This window comes from Paenibacillus sp. fava2 (assembly GCF_058313675.1).
The window spans coordinates 6,077,111-6,092,952 of sequence record NZ_CM177755.1; the positions used below are offsets into that span (position 1 = coordinate 6,077,111).

General features: G+C 49.4%; 18 protein-coding genes. 8 read left to right on the top strand and 10 right to left on the bottom strand.

Features of this window, described 5'->3' with window-relative positions; translation table 11 throughout:
* Positions 1-25: 25 nt before the first annotated feature.
* Positions 26-343, bottom strand: a complete 318-nt coding sequence (gene trxA, locus AC4G46_RS26675) for a thioredoxin (protein ID WP_039876829.1) — start codon at positions 341-343, stop codon at positions 26-28.
* Between the two features lie 347 nt (positions 344-690).
* Here trxA and AC4G46_RS26680 point away from each other — a divergent pair, with 347 nt between their 5' ends.
* Positions 691-849, top strand: a complete 159-nt coding sequence (locus AC4G46_RS26680; protein ID WP_491125367.1) for a YqzM family protein — start codon at positions 691-693, stop codon at positions 847-849.
* A gap of 81 nt (positions 850-930) precedes the next feature.
* Here the strand turns inward: AC4G46_RS26680 and AC4G46_RS26685 are convergent, their stop codons facing one another.
* Positions 931-2,772 (bottom strand): SgrR family transcriptional regulator, encoded by a 1,842-nt coding sequence (locus AC4G46_RS26685; protein ID WP_491125368.1) that lies wholly within the window; start codon positions 2,770-2,772, stop codon positions 931-933.
* Positions 2,773-2,872: 100 nt separating this feature from the next.
* Between AC4G46_RS26685 and AC4G46_RS26690 the strand changes: the two genes are divergently transcribed.
* Positions 2,873-4,135, top strand: a complete 1,263-nt coding sequence (locus tag AC4G46_RS26690; RefSeq protein ID WP_491125369.1) for an MDR family MFS transporter — start codon at positions 2,873-2,875, stop codon at positions 4,133-4,135.
* 75 nt (positions 4,136-4,210) lie between these two features.
* Here AC4G46_RS26690 and dnaI read toward each other — a convergent pair whose 3' ends face one another.
* The 3 genes from dnaI to AC4G46_RS26705 all read right to left on the bottom strand — a co-directional run bounded on the left by dnaI (position 4,211) and on the right by AC4G46_RS26705 (position 7,269).
* The gene (gene dnaI / locus AC4G46_RS26695; RefSeq protein WP_491125370.1) at positions 4,211-5,167 is read right to left on the bottom strand and encodes a primosomal protein DnaI; all 957 of its coding nucleotides are present in this window, start codon (positions 5,165-5,167) and stop codon (positions 4,211-4,213) included.
* Between the two features lie 18 nt (positions 5,168-5,185).
* Positions 5,186-6,733: a replication initiation and membrane attachment family protein gene (locus AC4G46_RS26700; protein WP_491125371.1), complete on the bottom strand. Its 1,548-nt coding sequence runs from the start codon at positions 6,731-6,733 to the stop codon at positions 5,186-5,188.
* A gap of 239 nt (positions 6,734-6,972) precedes the next feature.
* Complete coding sequence (locus AC4G46_RS26705; protein WP_068726482.1) at positions 6,973-7,269, bottom strand: YuiB family protein; 297 nt, start codon at positions 7,267-7,269, stop codon at positions 6,973-6,975.
* Positions 7,270-7,646: 377 nt separating this feature from the next.
* On the opposite strand from AC4G46_RS26705, the gene hemQ reads away from it, so the two are divergent.
* Together hemQ and AC4G46_RS26715 are read left to right on the top strand one after the other, a co-directional pair.
* Positions 7,647-8,405 (top strand): hydrogen peroxide-dependent heme synthase, encoded by a 759-nt coding sequence (gene hemQ, locus AC4G46_RS26710; RefSeq protein ID WP_491125372.1) that lies wholly within the window; start codon positions 7,647-7,649, stop codon positions 8,403-8,405.
* 259 nt (positions 8,406-8,664) lie between these two features.
* The gene (locus AC4G46_RS26715; RefSeq protein ID WP_491125373.1) at positions 8,665-9,021 is read left to right on the top strand and encodes a VOC family protein; all 357 of its coding nucleotides are present in this window, start codon (positions 8,665-8,667) and stop codon (positions 9,019-9,021) included.
* Positions 9,022-9,141: 120 nt separating this feature from the next.
* On the opposite strand, the gene AC4G46_RS26720 is transcribed toward AC4G46_RS26715, so the two are convergent.
* Together AC4G46_RS26720 and AC4G46_RS26725 are read right to left on the bottom strand one after the other, a co-directional pair.
* Positions 9,142-9,393: a hypothetical protein gene (locus AC4G46_RS26720; RefSeq protein WP_491125374.1), complete on the bottom strand. Its 252-nt coding sequence runs from the start codon at positions 9,391-9,393 to the stop codon at positions 9,142-9,144.
* A gap of 1 nt (position 9,394) precedes the next feature.
* A complete protein-coding gene (locus AC4G46_RS26725; protein WP_090720144.1) occupies positions 9,395-10,588 on the bottom strand; it encodes an NAD(P)/FAD-dependent oxidoreductase in 1,194 nt (397 codons plus the stop codon).
* A gap of 424 nt (positions 10,589-11,012) precedes the next feature.
* On the opposite strand from AC4G46_RS26725, the gene AC4G46_RS26730 reads away from it, so the two are divergent.
* Entirely contained in the window at positions 11,013-11,987 is a 975-nt protein-coding gene (locus tag AC4G46_RS26730) for an NAD(P)/FAD-dependent oxidoreductase (RefSeq protein ID WP_221802246.1), read from the top strand.
* A 135-nt stretch (positions 11,988-12,122) separates the two neighbouring features.
* On the opposite strand, the gene AC4G46_RS26735 is transcribed toward AC4G46_RS26730, so the two are convergent.
* Entirely contained in the window at positions 12,123-12,266 is a 144-nt protein-coding gene (locus tag AC4G46_RS26735; RefSeq protein ID WP_076112513.1) for a sporulation histidine kinase inhibitor Sda, read from the bottom strand.
* 325 nt (positions 12,267-12,591) lie between these two features.
* Positions 12,592-13,254: a YheC/YheD family protein gene (locus AC4G46_RS26740; protein WP_491125375.1), complete on the bottom strand. Its 663-nt coding sequence runs from the start codon at positions 13,252-13,254 to the stop codon at positions 12,592-12,594.
* A gap of 242 nt (positions 13,255-13,496) precedes the next feature.
* Between AC4G46_RS26740 and AC4G46_RS26745 the strand changes: the two genes are divergently transcribed.
* The 3 genes from AC4G46_RS26745 to AC4G46_RS26755 all read left to right on the top strand — a co-directional run bounded on the left by AC4G46_RS26745 (position 13,497) and on the right by AC4G46_RS26755 (position 15,298).
* The gene (locus AC4G46_RS26745; RefSeq protein ID WP_491125376.1) at positions 13,497-13,838 is read left to right on the top strand and encodes a DUF805 domain-containing protein; all 342 of its coding nucleotides are present in this window, start codon (positions 13,497-13,499) and stop codon (positions 13,836-13,838) included.
* A gap of 102 nt (positions 13,839-13,940) precedes the next feature.
* Positions 13,941-14,153: a hypothetical protein gene (locus tag AC4G46_RS26750; protein WP_241781821.1), complete on the top strand. Its 213-nt coding sequence runs from the start codon at positions 13,941-13,943 to the stop codon at positions 14,151-14,153.
* A 167-nt stretch (positions 14,154-14,320) separates the two neighbouring features.
* A complete protein-coding gene (locus AC4G46_RS26755; RefSeq protein ID WP_491125377.1) occupies positions 14,321-15,298 on the top strand; it encodes a Gfo/Idh/MocA family protein in 978 nt (325 codons plus the stop codon).
* Between the two features lie 15 nt (positions 15,299-15,313).
* Here the strand turns inward: AC4G46_RS26755 and AC4G46_RS26760 are convergent, their stop codons facing one another.
* Positions 15,314-15,715: a hypothetical protein gene (locus AC4G46_RS26760; protein ID WP_491125378.1), complete on the bottom strand. Its 402-nt coding sequence runs from the start codon at positions 15,713-15,715 to the stop codon at positions 15,314-15,316.
* Positions 15,716-15,842 lie beyond the last annotated feature (127 nt).

Genomic DNA, 15,842 nt, shown 5'->3' on the forward strand with positions numbered 1-15,842 from the left:
CTTATTCAGTAGTGATAACTACTTATTATTGGTGTTTAGCTACGATGTTCTTCAGGGAATCCTTGGAGTTCAGGCCGACAACCTTATCCACCGGCTGACCGTCTTTGAAGAAGATCAGGGTAGGAATGCTCATAACGCCGAAGCGGGAAGCCGTTTCCGGATTCTCGTCAACATTCAGCTTGGCAATTTTTACGCTGTCTCCCAGCTCGGCGGACAATTCCTCGAGGATCGGGGAAAGCATTTTGCAAGGGCCGCACCAAGGTGCCCAGAAATCTACTACTACAGTACCCTGACCTTCAACTTCGCCTACAAAGGACTGGTCAGACACGTTTACGATAGCCATGATATTGTTCCTCCTTTAATTTTGCGGAGCTGCATACGCCTCTATAGCGTGCGCTAGCCGAAACGAATTCACTCCGTAATGTTAGCTGGAAAAAATGCTTCATGTAATATGATAACCAGATTACCATTTACCGACACATCCCAAGTATAACATAGATACTGTGCTTTTGGGAAATGTTTTAGACAATTACATTGTATAAAATCAATTATTTAACAGATATCACTTCTTTACAACGCTCATGAGACTTCGTATACTTTAAGAAAACGCATTTATTGTCAATGACTTCTCTCACATGTATTACTGTAACCTATTGTTGTGCAGTCTTGCAAGGCAAGGAGGAGGAAGCAATGGAGATCAATGCCAAGACACGGGACCCGCGGGAGCATGTTAACGAGGAACCCCGCAACGATCTGGGTGATTTACTGACCGGCTTTTTCGGAATGACCGGCTTCATGACTCTGGTTTTCTTTGGAATGGTGATAGTCAAGTTTGTCTTTCTCGATTAACGGCTGATGACGCATAAAGTCCGGCAGTTCCTGTGTAGTTCCTAGCGGGAGCACCGGGCTTTTGTGTCCCCGCCTTTTTCTTCAACGTTCCCCGGCCGGCTGAAACCAGATTTTATGAAATTCCAGCCAACCGTAAGCATTGATGGACACTCCCCGGACTGTTTTATGGTGGGAAGTGTTGTTTTTCTTATGAACCAGGAACAGGACTGAATTCGCAGCCCGCAGCAACGCTTCCAGCTCTGCCAGACCCTTAAGGCGTCCATGCTCGCCCGGCTCCCTGAAGATCGCATTTATAGTCTGCTGCACAGCTTCTGACATCCTGGTATCAAATGCGGGCTGTAAATAATTTTTTTGCATATACATTTGAATTTCACTCACTTCATCATCCCCCAGCACGCTTCCAAATAACCTTGCATCATACTGTGAAAATGGTTCCCCGTCCAGCTCCTGATCCAAAAGGTCAACGACTTTAATTTCCACCTTGATACCAAACTTCCCGGCCTGCTCCTGAATCCAAACCGCATCACGGCAGTGAAAGGAATTTACATGTAACCTGAGTATCTCACCTGAATATCCCCCGGCTGCAAGCAATTCGCGGATCACCAAAGGATTCGGAGAAGAGCTGTTATTTGCCGCCGCTGCCTGCTCTTTGGGAGGATAACGGAATCCGTAAGCAGGATATAGGCGGTCTTCTCCCAGTTCATCAATCATCTTACTCCGGTCAATCAGCAGGTCCAGCGCTTTCCGGAAATCCGGATGGTTCTGCGGGCCTTTTGTCCCTTGATTGAATACAAGCAAAGTGCAGCAGGAGAACCTGGTTTCCAGATCCAGCCAATCCCCGCTGCCTTCCTCCAGAACCTTCTGATATGCCTTAGAAGCATCCCCGTGTGAGGACATGACCGAGGACCAGTCAGGCTCAGGAAAATGCTCCCCTTCCATGCCAGACAAGATTAAAATTTCAACCCTGTCAAGCTGCGGCCGCCCCCGGAAATGCTGTGCAAAAGCTTCCAGCACACAAATCCCGTCACGATGACGCTCAATCCGAAATGGCCCTGTACCCACCGGACGGACCGCGAAATTCGTTTCAGCATATCCGCCCATGTCTGCAGGTATTATGCTCGCCGGAATGGTGCAGAGAAAGCGCAGAAATAAATAATTCGGCTCCCGCAGCCGGATCCGGACGGTTTTGGCATCCAGCGCCTCGATCCTATCAATATCCTGAAACATCCAGGCTCCCTCATAGCTCTCCGGCTGCAGGCGAAGCCTATTCAGTGAGAACAAGACATCTCCGGCAACCAGCTCCTTACCGTGGTGGAACAGCACACCTTTTCGCAGATGAAAGGTCCACTCCCTGTTATCATCACTGCTTTCCCAGGAATGGGCTATACAAGGTTCTATTCTCCGGCTTGCCTGGTCATATTCCACTAATGTGTTAAACAGTTGCCCCGCCATATGACAATCAAACGCATAATATACCTGACCCGGGTCCAGAGTAAAAATCTGCCGGTATACCGGAAAGCGCAGCGTATCCTGCTCAGCTTCCTGCACAACCTGTGTTGAAAAGCCGATTCTCCGCGACAGCCAGTCCCTGAACTGTTCCTTGGCCGCAAGCCCACCGAACCGGTTCATCAGTTCCATAGCACCATCCACGTCGTTCTGCTCCATCTTAAGTGTTACTTCCTGCAGCAGAATGGCATCGGAATCAGCCAGCAGTGTCAGAATGGAGGAGTGACCGCGGCCTAATCCCGGCTGCCAGTTAATCCAGGCCATGCCGCTAAGCGTCCGGATGATCTGCTTGGCATAACGCGGCGTACAGTGCCAGGTCCCCGCAAGCTTTTCAACAGTAATTAAAAACGGTTCTCCTGTCTCATAATCTTTAGCCGCACAGCGAAGCTCCAAAAAATGCAGGGCCACCGTCAACATATAAGCTTTCCTCCGTAAATAAAAGGTGATCTCTCTCGGGCTTATTGTACCCTTTTCATCCTCTTTTGGGCAGCTATACTTAATTCAAACAACAAAAAGGATGATGAGAATGACAACCGACAGGAAACAACCAACAGCCAAAGCCCCATTTCATCCGGTAGCCTGGGGCGTGATCCTTGGAACCTTCCTTTCCAGAACCGGCTTCTTCATGACAATTCCCTTTCTCGGCATCTATCTGGGAAAAGTAAAAGGCATCGACCCGGCAACCATCGGCGCTATTCTGGCCCTTAGCCTATTTGCAGGAACCTGGGGGAGCTTTGTCGGCGGAGCACTCTCAGACCGCATCGGCAGGTACCCGGTGATGATTGGTTCGATGGCTTTATGGAGCCTCGTTTTTCTAGGCTTCGCTTTTGCCGATGCGACCTGGCTCTTTTTCCTGCTGAGCGGTCTGAACGGACTGTTCCGCAGCTTGTTCGAACCGACTGCCCGGGCTCTGCTCACTGATGTGACACCTGAGGAGCGCCGGACAGATGTATTTAACGCAAGATATTTCGCCATAAATGTCGGCGGGGCTGTCGGACCGCTGTTAGGATTAAAGCTTGGGATCGGAGGCTCTTCCTCCCTGCTGCCTTTTATGCTAAGCGCGGCTATTTATTTGTTGTACGCCGTTGTCCTGATTATCTTCAGCATCAAATATAAGCCGGAAGCCGGAAATGATTCCGGTTCGGTAACGGTTAAACAAATGATTGGAATTATTATTTCGGATAAAGTATTCCTTTACTTTCTGATCGGCAATATCTTTGTTTTTGGAGCATACTCCCATCTGGATACCACTTTATCGCAATATATCGGCCATGAGCGGATTGGGACATACTCAATACTGTTCGTAATCAATACACTGTCTGTAGTGACGCTGCAATATCCGCTGGCAAAACTTATGAAGCGGTTTTCCTCAATGACTGCCCTAAAAGCCGGATGTCTATTTTTTGGGCTCGGTTTGCTTGGGCTGGGAGCCTTTGACCAAATCATACTGCTTGCCTTCTCAATGATCGTCTTCACGCTCGGGGAGATTCTCTGCTTTGTGATCGGAGATGTACTGATTGGCGAAATCGCTCCGGCAAATCTGAGAGGCGCTTATTACGGGGCCAGCGGATTCGCCTTTATCGGACAGAGCATCTGCACCTGGTTAGGCGGAATCCTGCTGCAAACGCTGGGCTTTGATCAAGGCCCGCTTATTTTCAGCATTCTCATGCTGCTTACCTTTATTGCTTATCCCTTTTTCCACCGGGGCCAGAAACTGCGGGAGCGGCAGACAGAGAAAAATAACACAAGCACGAATGCTATGCCCGGCACATTAATGTAAAAGACTAAAAACAAACAGCGGTGCCAAGGACCCCCTCGTCCCTGCACCGCTGTTTGTTTATTGTTATAACGCAGCCTATCTGTTTCTGCCCCGCTGATTCTCCCCATGTAGCGGAATCACATCCACAAACGGAGCAATCCGGTCCATCAGCCGCTGTCCCTTGTACTGTTCCTCGCCGTCCTTGCTGGTGAAGCTAAGATGCTTCTCCAGGCCGTCCAGCGGATAATTTGAGGTATAGAAGGTCGGCTTGCGGTTCATCCGGTAATTCAGAATGGCTCCCAGCACATGGTCACGCGCCCACGGGTTGAGATTTTCCGCACCGATATCGTCAAAAATCAGCAAATCGCAGTTCTTCAGCGTGTCCACGGTTTCCTTCAGCTTCTGCCCGTCCAGCATAATCGACTTCAGGTCCTCAATGAAATCAGGCATATAGACAATGACGCCGCTGTACCCGGCAACCGCAAGCTCGTGGAGCAGGTAGCACATCAGAAAGGTTTTGCCTGTGCCGAAGGTGCCGTGCAGATAGATCCCCTGCGGACTCAGACCGTCTTCCTTCACACCGGTAATATAATCAAAAATTTTATTCACGGCAGAAGCCCTGCGCGGGTCCTTGCCCATAATATCCATCTCATCATAGCCGCCGTTCAGCACGCGTTCATCCACATAAAAGCTGCGGATCCGTCTGCGGATGCTGTCCTGGCTGTCCTGGGCGATCTTCAGGTTACAGGCTGTCTTGCGCTCGAACAAATCCGGCGAGCCGTTCACATTCTCTACCGTAAGCTTGCTGTAATGGCCCTGAAAATCATTCGGGCAATGCTCGAGGCCCGGACAGTTCGCACAATTGCGGCTCTCCCGCACATACTGGAACAGCCGGCTCATATGAAGCTTCAGCCGCGAATCATCCAGCTCCGGGTGCTCAGCCTGAAGCTGCTTGACCAGCGGATCATTCAGCAGGTTCTGCTGAAGATCGCGGGAACGCTGGCGCAGGGCCGGATTGTTCATCGAACGCAGCACTTCGCCCATCGACTCCATTGCTGCACCTCGCTTTCTTTACGGCGTCCTCAGGGCGCCCTTCTTCTTGCTGGCCTTAATTTCGGCCGCTTTCTTCATCATCGCCGCGAATTCTTCTTCCGATACAGTACCGGCGTTCCCGTCGTCCGTAACAATCGGAATCTCCGGCTTCGCGGCCCGGCCGCCGCCTTTATTATACGAACGCTGACGCGTTCCGGAAGCTGCTCCGGCCGCGCCGGAGGCAGCGCTCTTCCCTTTAACCTTGGACTGGTCACGGATGTACCGTACAGCCTTCTCGTAGGTATTGACCTGCTTGACCAGCATGTTGGAGGCAATCGCCTCTACAAAATTGCGGTTCATCCGCTGTTCTCCGCCTGAAGCCACCATTGTCATCAGATAATGGATCAGCACATTGATGACTTCACCGCTCAGCTTGTAGTTCAGATCAATTTTCTCGAATATATCCATCAGCTGGCCCGGAACCGCACCCGGAAAAAAGGTTTGCAGCAGCCGTGTATAAGGCTCGTTGCGCAGCATCATATTATATTGGTGAATATCGCATTTGGACAGGAACTGCGGAGGAACCTCAACGTAATATTCCATCTCCACCGGCTGCTCCTGCGGAATCACCGGCTCTTCATGGTCTCCCGCCGCCGCTGCACGCAGCGACACTACCTTGGCCGCAGCGATCTCCCGCTTCTCCTGACGCTTCATATCCTGGCGGAAATGCTGGCTTGCCCTGTACTGCAGCGTATCCAGAATCACCTCGCCGTCCGGCGTGAACATTCCGTCTTCATCCAACAGCCGGCATAGATCCTGCGGTCCCAGATCATATTTGCGGGCCACATAGTTGATCACACCCATTTGGGCATGGTCAAAGCGCAGCTTCTCGACATGCATCCGGTTCACAGACTCGCGCGGAAAGCGCAGAATAATGTCGCTATACCCGATAGCCGTTTCACTGCTTTGACTGATGCCCGGCTGCTTCACCGTAGCCACTTCAGCCAGCGCCTGCTCCAGCTCATAATCGATTACATGCGTATTTAACTGGAAGATATCATAAAAGGGCAGGGAAATATTTTCTTTATGGGCAGCACGGCGGCTCCAGTCCTCCGGTTCCCGGCTCCAGAACTGCTCCCGGAGCGACAGGACGGCGAACTTGCCGATTTTGTCGCGCAGCAGCAGTGTCAGGTGCTGGGTCGCAAAAAAGTCAGCCGGCGTAAGCGGCGGCAGCAGCTCATATTCATACAGGTAATCATCATTCTCCGGCGTATACATCCGGCAGGTTGCAAGCAGGCCTACCGCCTCAAGCAGGGAAGCCTGGTCCACTAAATATTTACGGCCTTTCTCGTTCGGTTCAACGCCAAGCGTCATAAACAGCCTGCGCTGCTGCTCTACAGCAGAATAGCCGATCGATTCAGCCGGAATATGCTCAAACAGCAGCCTGTACAGGCTGATCGCAAAGGCTCCTACCATCGGCTGATAGACGGAACCCAGCATACGTGAATCTACATGGCTAAGACCGAATTCGCGGGAAACGCAGTACCGGTGATGTTCGGTGAAATGATGCAGGTTACTCATGCGCATCTGCGGTTAACTCCCCCTTTTTTACACGAATTCATGCAGATTTCTATTCTATCACAAAACACCCGGCCGGAAATGTAAAAAAAGAACCAAATAACCCTGTTTTCAGCCTATAATCGACAACTTTTGAAATCTTGCTGACTATAGCGGAAAATTGATGACGTAGAAGTATTTTTAATAGAAAAAACGGCTTCGCCGTCCCCTAGCAGGAATAGCAGCCGTTTTCAGCATAATCTCGATACTTAGAACATCTTATAGCCGCCCAGACGCAGCTTCTGGATCGTCCAGCCGCTGAGCACTGCGCCGCCGAGCCCGGCAATCCCGGTCAGGTAATCAACAATATGGAAGCTGCCCAGATGCTCCCAGAGGGTCATGGCGTTCCTGTCCCAGATGGAGTAGACCACTACGGGCAGGATCACAATTACGAACAGGTAGGCGGGAAACCAGGTGGTCTTCATTAACATATTAAGGATAAAGCCGATGCCAAACATCATGACAAAGAACAACACGGCCAGAACAAATACAGGAATAAATCCCATCGTACCGCCATCCCCTCTCTCTATAAAGAACCGCACACCAAAACCTGATTAATAGTAAGTTTACTAGAAAAAATGTAGCGAAGCAATGAACATTATTGCCATTCGAATCCGCTTTCAGGCAAATCCGCGGCTTAGCGTTTGCTCTTGGCCGTCCGCTTGCGATACAATGCATATAGATTAACCGGATCATACATAGAAGCGTATGCTTTGGAACCGGATTTTACGCTAGAGCTTGATGCTTTCGAAGCAAGTTTTACACGAAGTACATTCTACGGAGCCCATGCTTCGTAAAACTGAGCGTATGCTTTCGAAGCAAGTTTTACACGAAGTGCATTCTACGGAGCCTATGCTTCGTAAAACTTTTAAGGAGTGAGAACATGAACGAAGCCGCTTTGACCCTGGAAGGCTGGTATGCCCTGCATGACTTCCGCTCACTGGACTGGAAGGCCTGGACAGCCGCCGATGACGAGGAGCGCGCAGTAGCCCTGGAAGAGCTGCATGCCTTCATGGAGGATTGGGGACCGGTAGAGGAAGCCAAAGAAGGAAGCACTGCCGTTTATTCCATTGTCGGCCAGAAAGCTGATTTCGTGATGATGTTTCTGCGGGAAAGCCTGGAAGCACTGAACGCCCTGGAAACTGCATTTAACAAAATTGCATTCGCCCAATATACCACAAAAGCTTACTCTTATGTCAGTATCGTCGAGCTGAGCAACTACGCTGCAGGCGGCAGTGCCGGAGACGGCAGTGATCCGATGCAGAACCCTCATGTGGCGGCACGCCTGAAGCCGGTTCTGCCGCAGGCGAAGCATATCTGCTTCTACCCGATGAACAAGAAGCGCGAGCTGGCCGATAACTGGTATATGCTCGATATGGATAAACGCCGGGAGCTGATGCACTCGCACGGTCTGATCGGCCGCGGCTATGCCGGCAAAGTGAAGCAGATCATCACCGGCTCCGTCGGCTTTGACGACTGGGAATGGGGCGTAACCCTTTTTGCCGAAGATGCGCTGCAGTTCAAGAAGCTGGTCTACGAGATGCGCTTTGACGAAGTCAGCGCCCGTTACGGTGAGTTCGGCCCGTTCTATGTCGGCAACCTGCTGACACCGGAGACGTTCGAAGAGCTGCTTAAGCTGTAATTTTTATTGAACAATAAGGATGGTTTCCCTGGAGGAGGCCATCCTTTTACTTATGCCGGCTGACCCAGACTGATCCTCAGCAATCCCCCCCGGCACCGGAGCTCAACAATAGTCTCAACGGCTAATTGGATTTACGACACTTAAATCTTCGATCTCACATAGAAATGTCCAATAGCAATATGTCACATCAAAATAATACCTAATATGATATTATTTACATGATGCTAACAGATGTTTTTAGGAGTTGGGAGGTGACACTTTGATTACTAAATATCAATGCGTTAATATTTCTTCTGTAAGTCCAAAAGCATTAGTTGAATTTTATAATGAAAAATTAGGTATACCCGTATTAGAGCCTGATAATAATTATGATGGTGTTTCATTAGGATTTCTTAAAGAAGCTCCCGTAATTGTTATTTGGGATGAAAAAAGATGGGGAAAGTCAAGTGAAGGGAAAGTCAACTTCGTATTCTCTTGTGATGATCTTGATCAAACATATATTGAATTAAAAGAAAAAGGCGTCCGTTTAGAACCTCCAACAACAGCCGTATGGGGAGGAAAGGAACTTCCATTTCTCGACTTGGATGGGAATAAAATTTTACTATTAGAAAGTTAGATTTGAGCTTTTGAACCAAAAGGATGAACCCATCGTCCCTTGAATTCAATATTTCATTGCAATGACCATTTTAAATGCCAAAAAGCCAGCCAATAACCCGGCTGGCTTTTCAATATAACATTATTCGTCCTCGTCATTCTCGCCGTGCAGACTCTCCAGATATTCTGCCGTTGCCCGGTCGCGGGCCCGGCTCTTATCCTTCAGCCGTTCAATGGCCGGCAGAATAAGCAGATCAATTTCCTTCTGGATGTTATAAGCCAGATCGTACCGGCTCTGGTCCTCCAGGTAGGAGCCTACCTCAATCAGGGCATTGTAGCGGTCGAGCTCCTCACGCGTCAGCAGCCCGCGGACTTGTACACTGCAGTGGCGCATCCTAGAAGAATCTTCCCTTCCTCAGCACCAGCGGAATGCCGCCGATGATGAACAGGTAGCGCATATCGACTACTTTTTTGAGCTGTGCTGCCGTCCAGCCCTTATATGTCTTGTCACCCACTACGGCAATACCCTGGCCTTTGCCGAGCGAGGCTACAGTTCCCTTGTTGCTGAAGACAAACTTCTTCGGCTGCTGGCTGCGGATCGCTGCCACCAGATTATGGGCACAGCATTCGCCCTGCTGCATGGCAATTTGTGCTGTGGGCGGGTACGGCCGCCCTTCCGGGTTAATCATCAGGGAACCGTCTCCGATGATAAAGATATTCTCATGCCCCGGAACACGGAGGTACTCGTCCACCTTCACCCGTCCGCGCATTGCTTCAAACCCTGCGGCTTCAATCAGCCGGTTGCCGCGGATACCGCCGGTCCAGACAATGGTCGAGGCTTTGATTTCTTCACCGGTTGCGAGAATGACACCGCCCGGCAGGCATTCCTTGATCGCTACGCCGATTTTGAAGGTAACCCCCTTCTTGGTCAGCACAGACATCGCATGCTCAACCAGCTCAGGCGCAAATCCAGGCAGTGCAGTAGGAGCAGCTTCTACGTTGTAGATATTCACCAGGCTCGGGTCAACGTCATATTCCTTGCAGAGGGCAGGAATTCGGTCAGCCAGCTCTGCTACAAATTCAATGCCGCTGAAGCCCGCTCCGCCTACTACAAAATTAATATGCTCCTGCGCATTGTTTTCATTTTTGTATTTGGCAAACTGATATTCAATATGCTCGCGGATCAGCCGCACGGAATTAATGCTGCGGATAGTCAGCGCGTATTTATCAAGTCCCGGAATACCGAAAGTCTCCGGCTCGCCGCCGAGAGCAATAACAAGATAGTCATAAGAAAGCGTGCCGTCTTCAAGAATTACTTTTTTCTGTTGGGTACGGATTTCCTGCACGGAAGATTTCACGAGGTCGATCTTGAATTCATCTATCAGCTTGGAAATAGATACGCGTGTATGTTCAATGCTGTCCGTTCCTGCAGCTGGCATATGCAGATGGGTAGTGAAATAATGATATTCATGGCGGTTCACCAGCGTCACATCAGCTTCATTATAATTCAAAGCTTTCTGCAGCCGCTGGGCGGTCAATATACCTCCATATCCCGCGCCTAGGATGACAATTTTGGGAATACTACTCATGTTCCGGCTCCTTCCAACAGGTGAATCTGTCTATGTGTTATTTTTTGTAAAATATTTTAGTGTCTTTTGTGAATTTATACACTTAAATTCAGGAGAATTTCCAATAAAACTTAAAGGATTTCTAAAATAACCATATCCATTGTAAACCTTAGTATCGTTTTAATCAAATATAATCATACAAGAAGAAACGGATTCGCCGTCCATTAAGGGACGGTACTGTTTCTCGAGAAATAGAAGGATAATTTATGATGGGCAACATATAAATTCTTATATTTCAAAAAAACGTCACACTTATCCGGCCATTTTAAGCCTTTGCAGGGTAGTCCCACAATGTTTATAATGAGTAGGTAAGTTAAGTATGGCATTTTGAAACTATCACTCGGAGGTGTAATATTACGTGACACTAGAGCAATCCGGCGTTCCTATGAGCGACCTGTTAATTATAGGCGGCGGTCCTGCCGGCATGTTTGCCGCCTTCTACGGCGGTATGCGCCAGGCGTCGGTAACCCTTATTGAAAGCATGCCCCAGCTGGGTGGGCAGCTCGCCGCTCTCTATCCTGAAAAATATATCTATGATGTGGCTGGTTTCCCTAAAATCACCGCACAGGAGCTGGTAGACAACCTGTCCCGGCAAATGGATCTGTTCCAGTCCAATATTTGCCTCGAAGAGAAGGTTGTATCTGTTGAGAAGCGGGACGAGCGCCACTTCGTAACAACTACTGACAAGGCAGAATACCACAGCAAGGCTGTTATTATTACCGCGGGTGTAGGTGCCTTTGAACCACGCCGTCTGGAGCTTCCGGAAGCACCACGGTTCGAGAAAGCCAACCTGCATTACTTTGTGAGTGATTTGAATGCCTTCCAGGGCAAGAAGGTGCTGATCAGCGGCGGCGGAGACTCCGCAGTAGACTGGGCCCTCATGCTTGAGCCGATCGCTGAACAGGTTACGCTGATTCACCGCCGCGACAAGTTCCGCGCGCATGAGCATAGTGTGGAGCAGCTGATGGCCTCCAAGGTAAATGTTATTACCCCTACGGAGATTACCGAGCTGCACGGGGAAGAATTTATCACCAAAGTGACCCTGTCCCACATCAAAACCAAGGAGACACAGGAAATTGAAGTGGACAGTGTAATTGTCAACTTCGGCTTTGTATCTTCGCTGGGGCCGATTGCACAGTGGGGCATTGAGATCGAGAGCAATTCCATCGTGGTAGACTCGCGCATGGAGACCAATATTCCCGGCATCTTCGCTGCCGGCGATATCACTACTTACCCGGGCAAGCTGAAGCTGATCGCGGTCGGATTCGGGGAAGCACCTACGGCTGTCAACAACGCCAAGGTATACCTTGATCCGGATGCCAAGCTCTCACCGGGACACAGCAGTAACCTCAAGCTTTAGCACATAACCGTAACCTTTATAACAAATAAAAGGGTATCCTTTCAGGTTGATTCCACTCCAACTTGAAAAGATACCCTATTTTGTGCCGCTTGCGGTTAGACAGAGCAGCTGCTGCAGAAAATAAATCAATGTGTCCTAGTGCAGAACCGCATGTACTGGAGAGTGTAAGTTCCGTTTGCGAATTTCAGCGAGCAATAGAGCGATGAAATCATGCTCCAATTGTAGCTCTATCGCTCTTTGGTAAGAGTCGAGCAGCATCTCATCCGACAATTCAACCACAACGTTCACCTACCTTTCCTTTGTTTGAATCTGAATCTATCATAGCAAACTATCACGAATCGAACAAGCGTTCTCAATATCCACAAGCCACTGTGGAAATCCTGTGCATAATTTGTTAGTAAGGATAATAAATCCATTTCCTACACAGTGGAATATGGGGATAATAGTTATGCACAGGAGATTTCCACCCTGCCAGCTAGTAAAAAAAATCCAAAATGTTCACAAAATTTAGAATTTTCTACCTCATATTACCTCAAAAGCAACATAACTAAACGCAATTTTAGCCTATAGTTATCATTATCGTCAATTCTAAAAAAAACGTTAATTACTTCGGTCTTGTATTTACTTCCAGAATCCAGATCTTGCCCCGGTGATCCACTGCATAGTCAAACCCCAGCTCACCGATGCCAGGAAAATGTCTTTCCAGCAGCTCGATGCAGACATGTGTCAGCCGGCGCATTTCCGCTTTTTTGGCTGACGTACTGATTCTTGGGAGTGAAAGGCGCAGACCATGCCGGCAGCTCATCATCGTACCGCCTTTACACAGATTGGTGACAAACAAACCCGGGCGCGCCAATCTTCCCACCATCGACCGGAATTCCCAGTGATCGCCGTTTTTCACAACCTTAACCCGGTAGTCAATCGGACGTCCGGCAATCCGGGCAAGCGAGATTCCCTGCTGGATCATATAGCGCCGTCTCAGCTTCACCCGGTCAAGCGCACGCTTCATCGATCCGAAATCACCGTATACCCGGGTGCTGTGATTGTAGGTGAACCCGTAGCCCCGGTGGTCCCGGAACACTTTTATCACACCATGGCCCCCGCCGCCCACAATCGGCTTAATTACAACATTCCCATACGCTTTCAGCATAGCTGACAGTCCGGCAGCGTTATATCCCTTCGTTCTCGGAATGTAACCGGCAACCCGTGAATCGCTGAGCAGCGCCTCGGTTTTCAGCCACTTGCTGGCCAGTTGTCTTCCCGCCATTTTCCCCTCTCCTTTCGCAATCCCAGCCTACCCTATAGATTACTCAGAAAAGGAGCCGCCCTCCTGTATGATTGTCCGTGTTAAGCCCGCTCACAGCAAAAAAGGGCATATGGCTGCGGGCCTTATGTCCGTAGTATATGTACTGTTCTCTGTCCGCCAGCAAATTTCAACGCAAGATTACACTATACCGCATATACATATTTTTATAAAATAGGAATGGAGAGGTACAAAGGAGGTTCAACATGGATTGGTATCTGAATCCGCTAAAAAACTATTTTAACTTCTCAGGAAGAGCAAGACGCACCGAATTCTGGATGTTTGCACTGGTTAACACTTTAATCGGATTTCTGCTCGCTTTTGCAGAAGCCCTATTGGATATGACTCCCTTATTAAGCACGATCTATCACTGGTTTATCTTCATTCCTTCCTGGGCTTTACTGGTCCGCCGGCTGCATGATAGCGGAAGAACGGGGTGGTGGATTCTCATCGCCTTTATCCCTTACCTCGGGTACCTGATCCTGTTTATTTTCGCCTGCCTGGACAGCGAAGGAGACAACCAGTACGGGCCAAGCCCCAAGTATTAGTTCACTGGTATCCAAATCTGAAATTTATCCGCTTCCGCCTGACCTTCTCACTGGAAATCCCTAAAAATTAACTGTATTATTACCATGTGAGAGGGGGGCTTCATGATGGCTCAATTATTCGAGGTATTGTACTGGTTCGCAATGGTCGGCATGTCTGTTGTTCTGGCAGGTACTACTATCCTTGTGTGTGCACTCGGGATCAGATTTATCCGCGACCGCCGCCGGATTCTGGGGGCTGGCTGTATTGCTTTTTCTCTCGCCACCGCAGCCCTGATCGTATTTATGATCAACTTCAAGTTCATTATCCCCGCTTAACCTGCTGCAATTGGAGAATACTATATACTCTATGAAAAATCCGGCGGATGGCTTGTGCAGATAGACTGGTTGATCCGCTCAAAAACTTTTTTCTACTATATATATATATTACTTATTTTAAATTACCTGTATCAGGAGATTAGCCTTAGTTGCCGGAGGAGATATATATGAACAAAATCATTCACTGGGGTATCATCGGCTGCGGGGATGTAACCGAGGTCAAGAGCGGACCTGCCCTCCAGCAGGCGGAAGGCTCGCAGCTTGTTGCCGTCATGCGCCGTAACACTGAACTTGCAGCGGATTATTCACGGCGGCACGGCGTGCCCCGCTGGTATTCCAGTGCACCTGAGCTGATCGCCGATCCCGGTGTTGACGCCGTATATATAGCTACACCGCCCTCTACGCATATGGAATACACGCTGGCTGCGGCAAGGGCCGGTAAACCCGTCTATGTCGAGAAGCCCATGGGTCTTAACACTTCCGAGTGCGAGACCATGCTGGCTGCCTGCGAGCAGGCCGGTGTTCCGCTATACGTGGCTTATTACAGAAGAGGACTCCCCCGTTTCCGCAAGGTTAAGGAATGGATGGGTTCGGGTGCGATCGGCGAACCCCGGTTTGTACGCACTCTGCATATGACCCGGCCGCTCAAAGCAATAGACGGGGATTACTGGCGGGTTAATCCGGCCATTTCAGGCGGCGGCCTGTTTATGGACCTGGGCAGCCATACCCTGGATTTGCTGGATTTCCTGCTCGGTCCGGTCAAGGATGCGGATGGACGTGCCTCTAACCAGGGAAGCCCTTATGCGCCGGAGGATACAGTCTCTGGACGGTACCAGTTTGAAAGCGGTGTCCATGGAACGGGGATCTGGTGCTTCAACGCCTATTCTAACGAAGATGTGACTGAAATTGTAGGAAGCCACGGCAGCATTACCTTCTCTACCTTTTCGGAGCAGCCGGTAATTCTACGGACTGAGAACGGGGAGCATCCGGTATTTATTCCTCACCCAGTTCATATCCAGCAGCCGCTGATCCAGTCCATTACCGACGAGCTTCTTGGACACGGTACCGCTCTCAGCACCGGCCTAACCGCTATCCGCACCAGCCGTGTTATGGACGAACTGGTGAATAGCTACTACGGGCGCTAATGCCCATACTAATTATTAGTTTCCATTTCCTTTAATGCCCAATAGGGTTTGCAGCTCCTCTTCCCTTTTTTTCAGATATAAATAAAACTCCGCCCGCTCAAATATCTGCATGTGATCAAATATAATCATAAAATGATGTTTTTCATCGCCTGTATCCAGCAAATGTTCTATATATTCGATTGTCTCTTCAAAATAACTGGTGTCTGCTTTATCCCCGTAATCCCTAATAGCCTGCTTAAAGACCTTTAAATGCAGCGGGATGTGCAATATCACTTCTTTGTAGGAGTCCGAATCTGTTTCCAGCTTCATTTTACTTCTGGCACGCATCAGCTCCCATTTTTCTTTGAACCATTCATGAAAAGGATGTACCGCTAAATAGAGAGGCTCATAAAAAAGCAAATCCCACTGCAGCTCCATCAGCTCCTTACGGGCCTTACTTCGCTTAATGTACCTGAATACCAGCATCTCATCATCTCCCTGAGTTGTACAGTGGCTGCATAACCGCCGGATTTCGGCTAACGGCCGGAAATCGCAGACCGGCAAT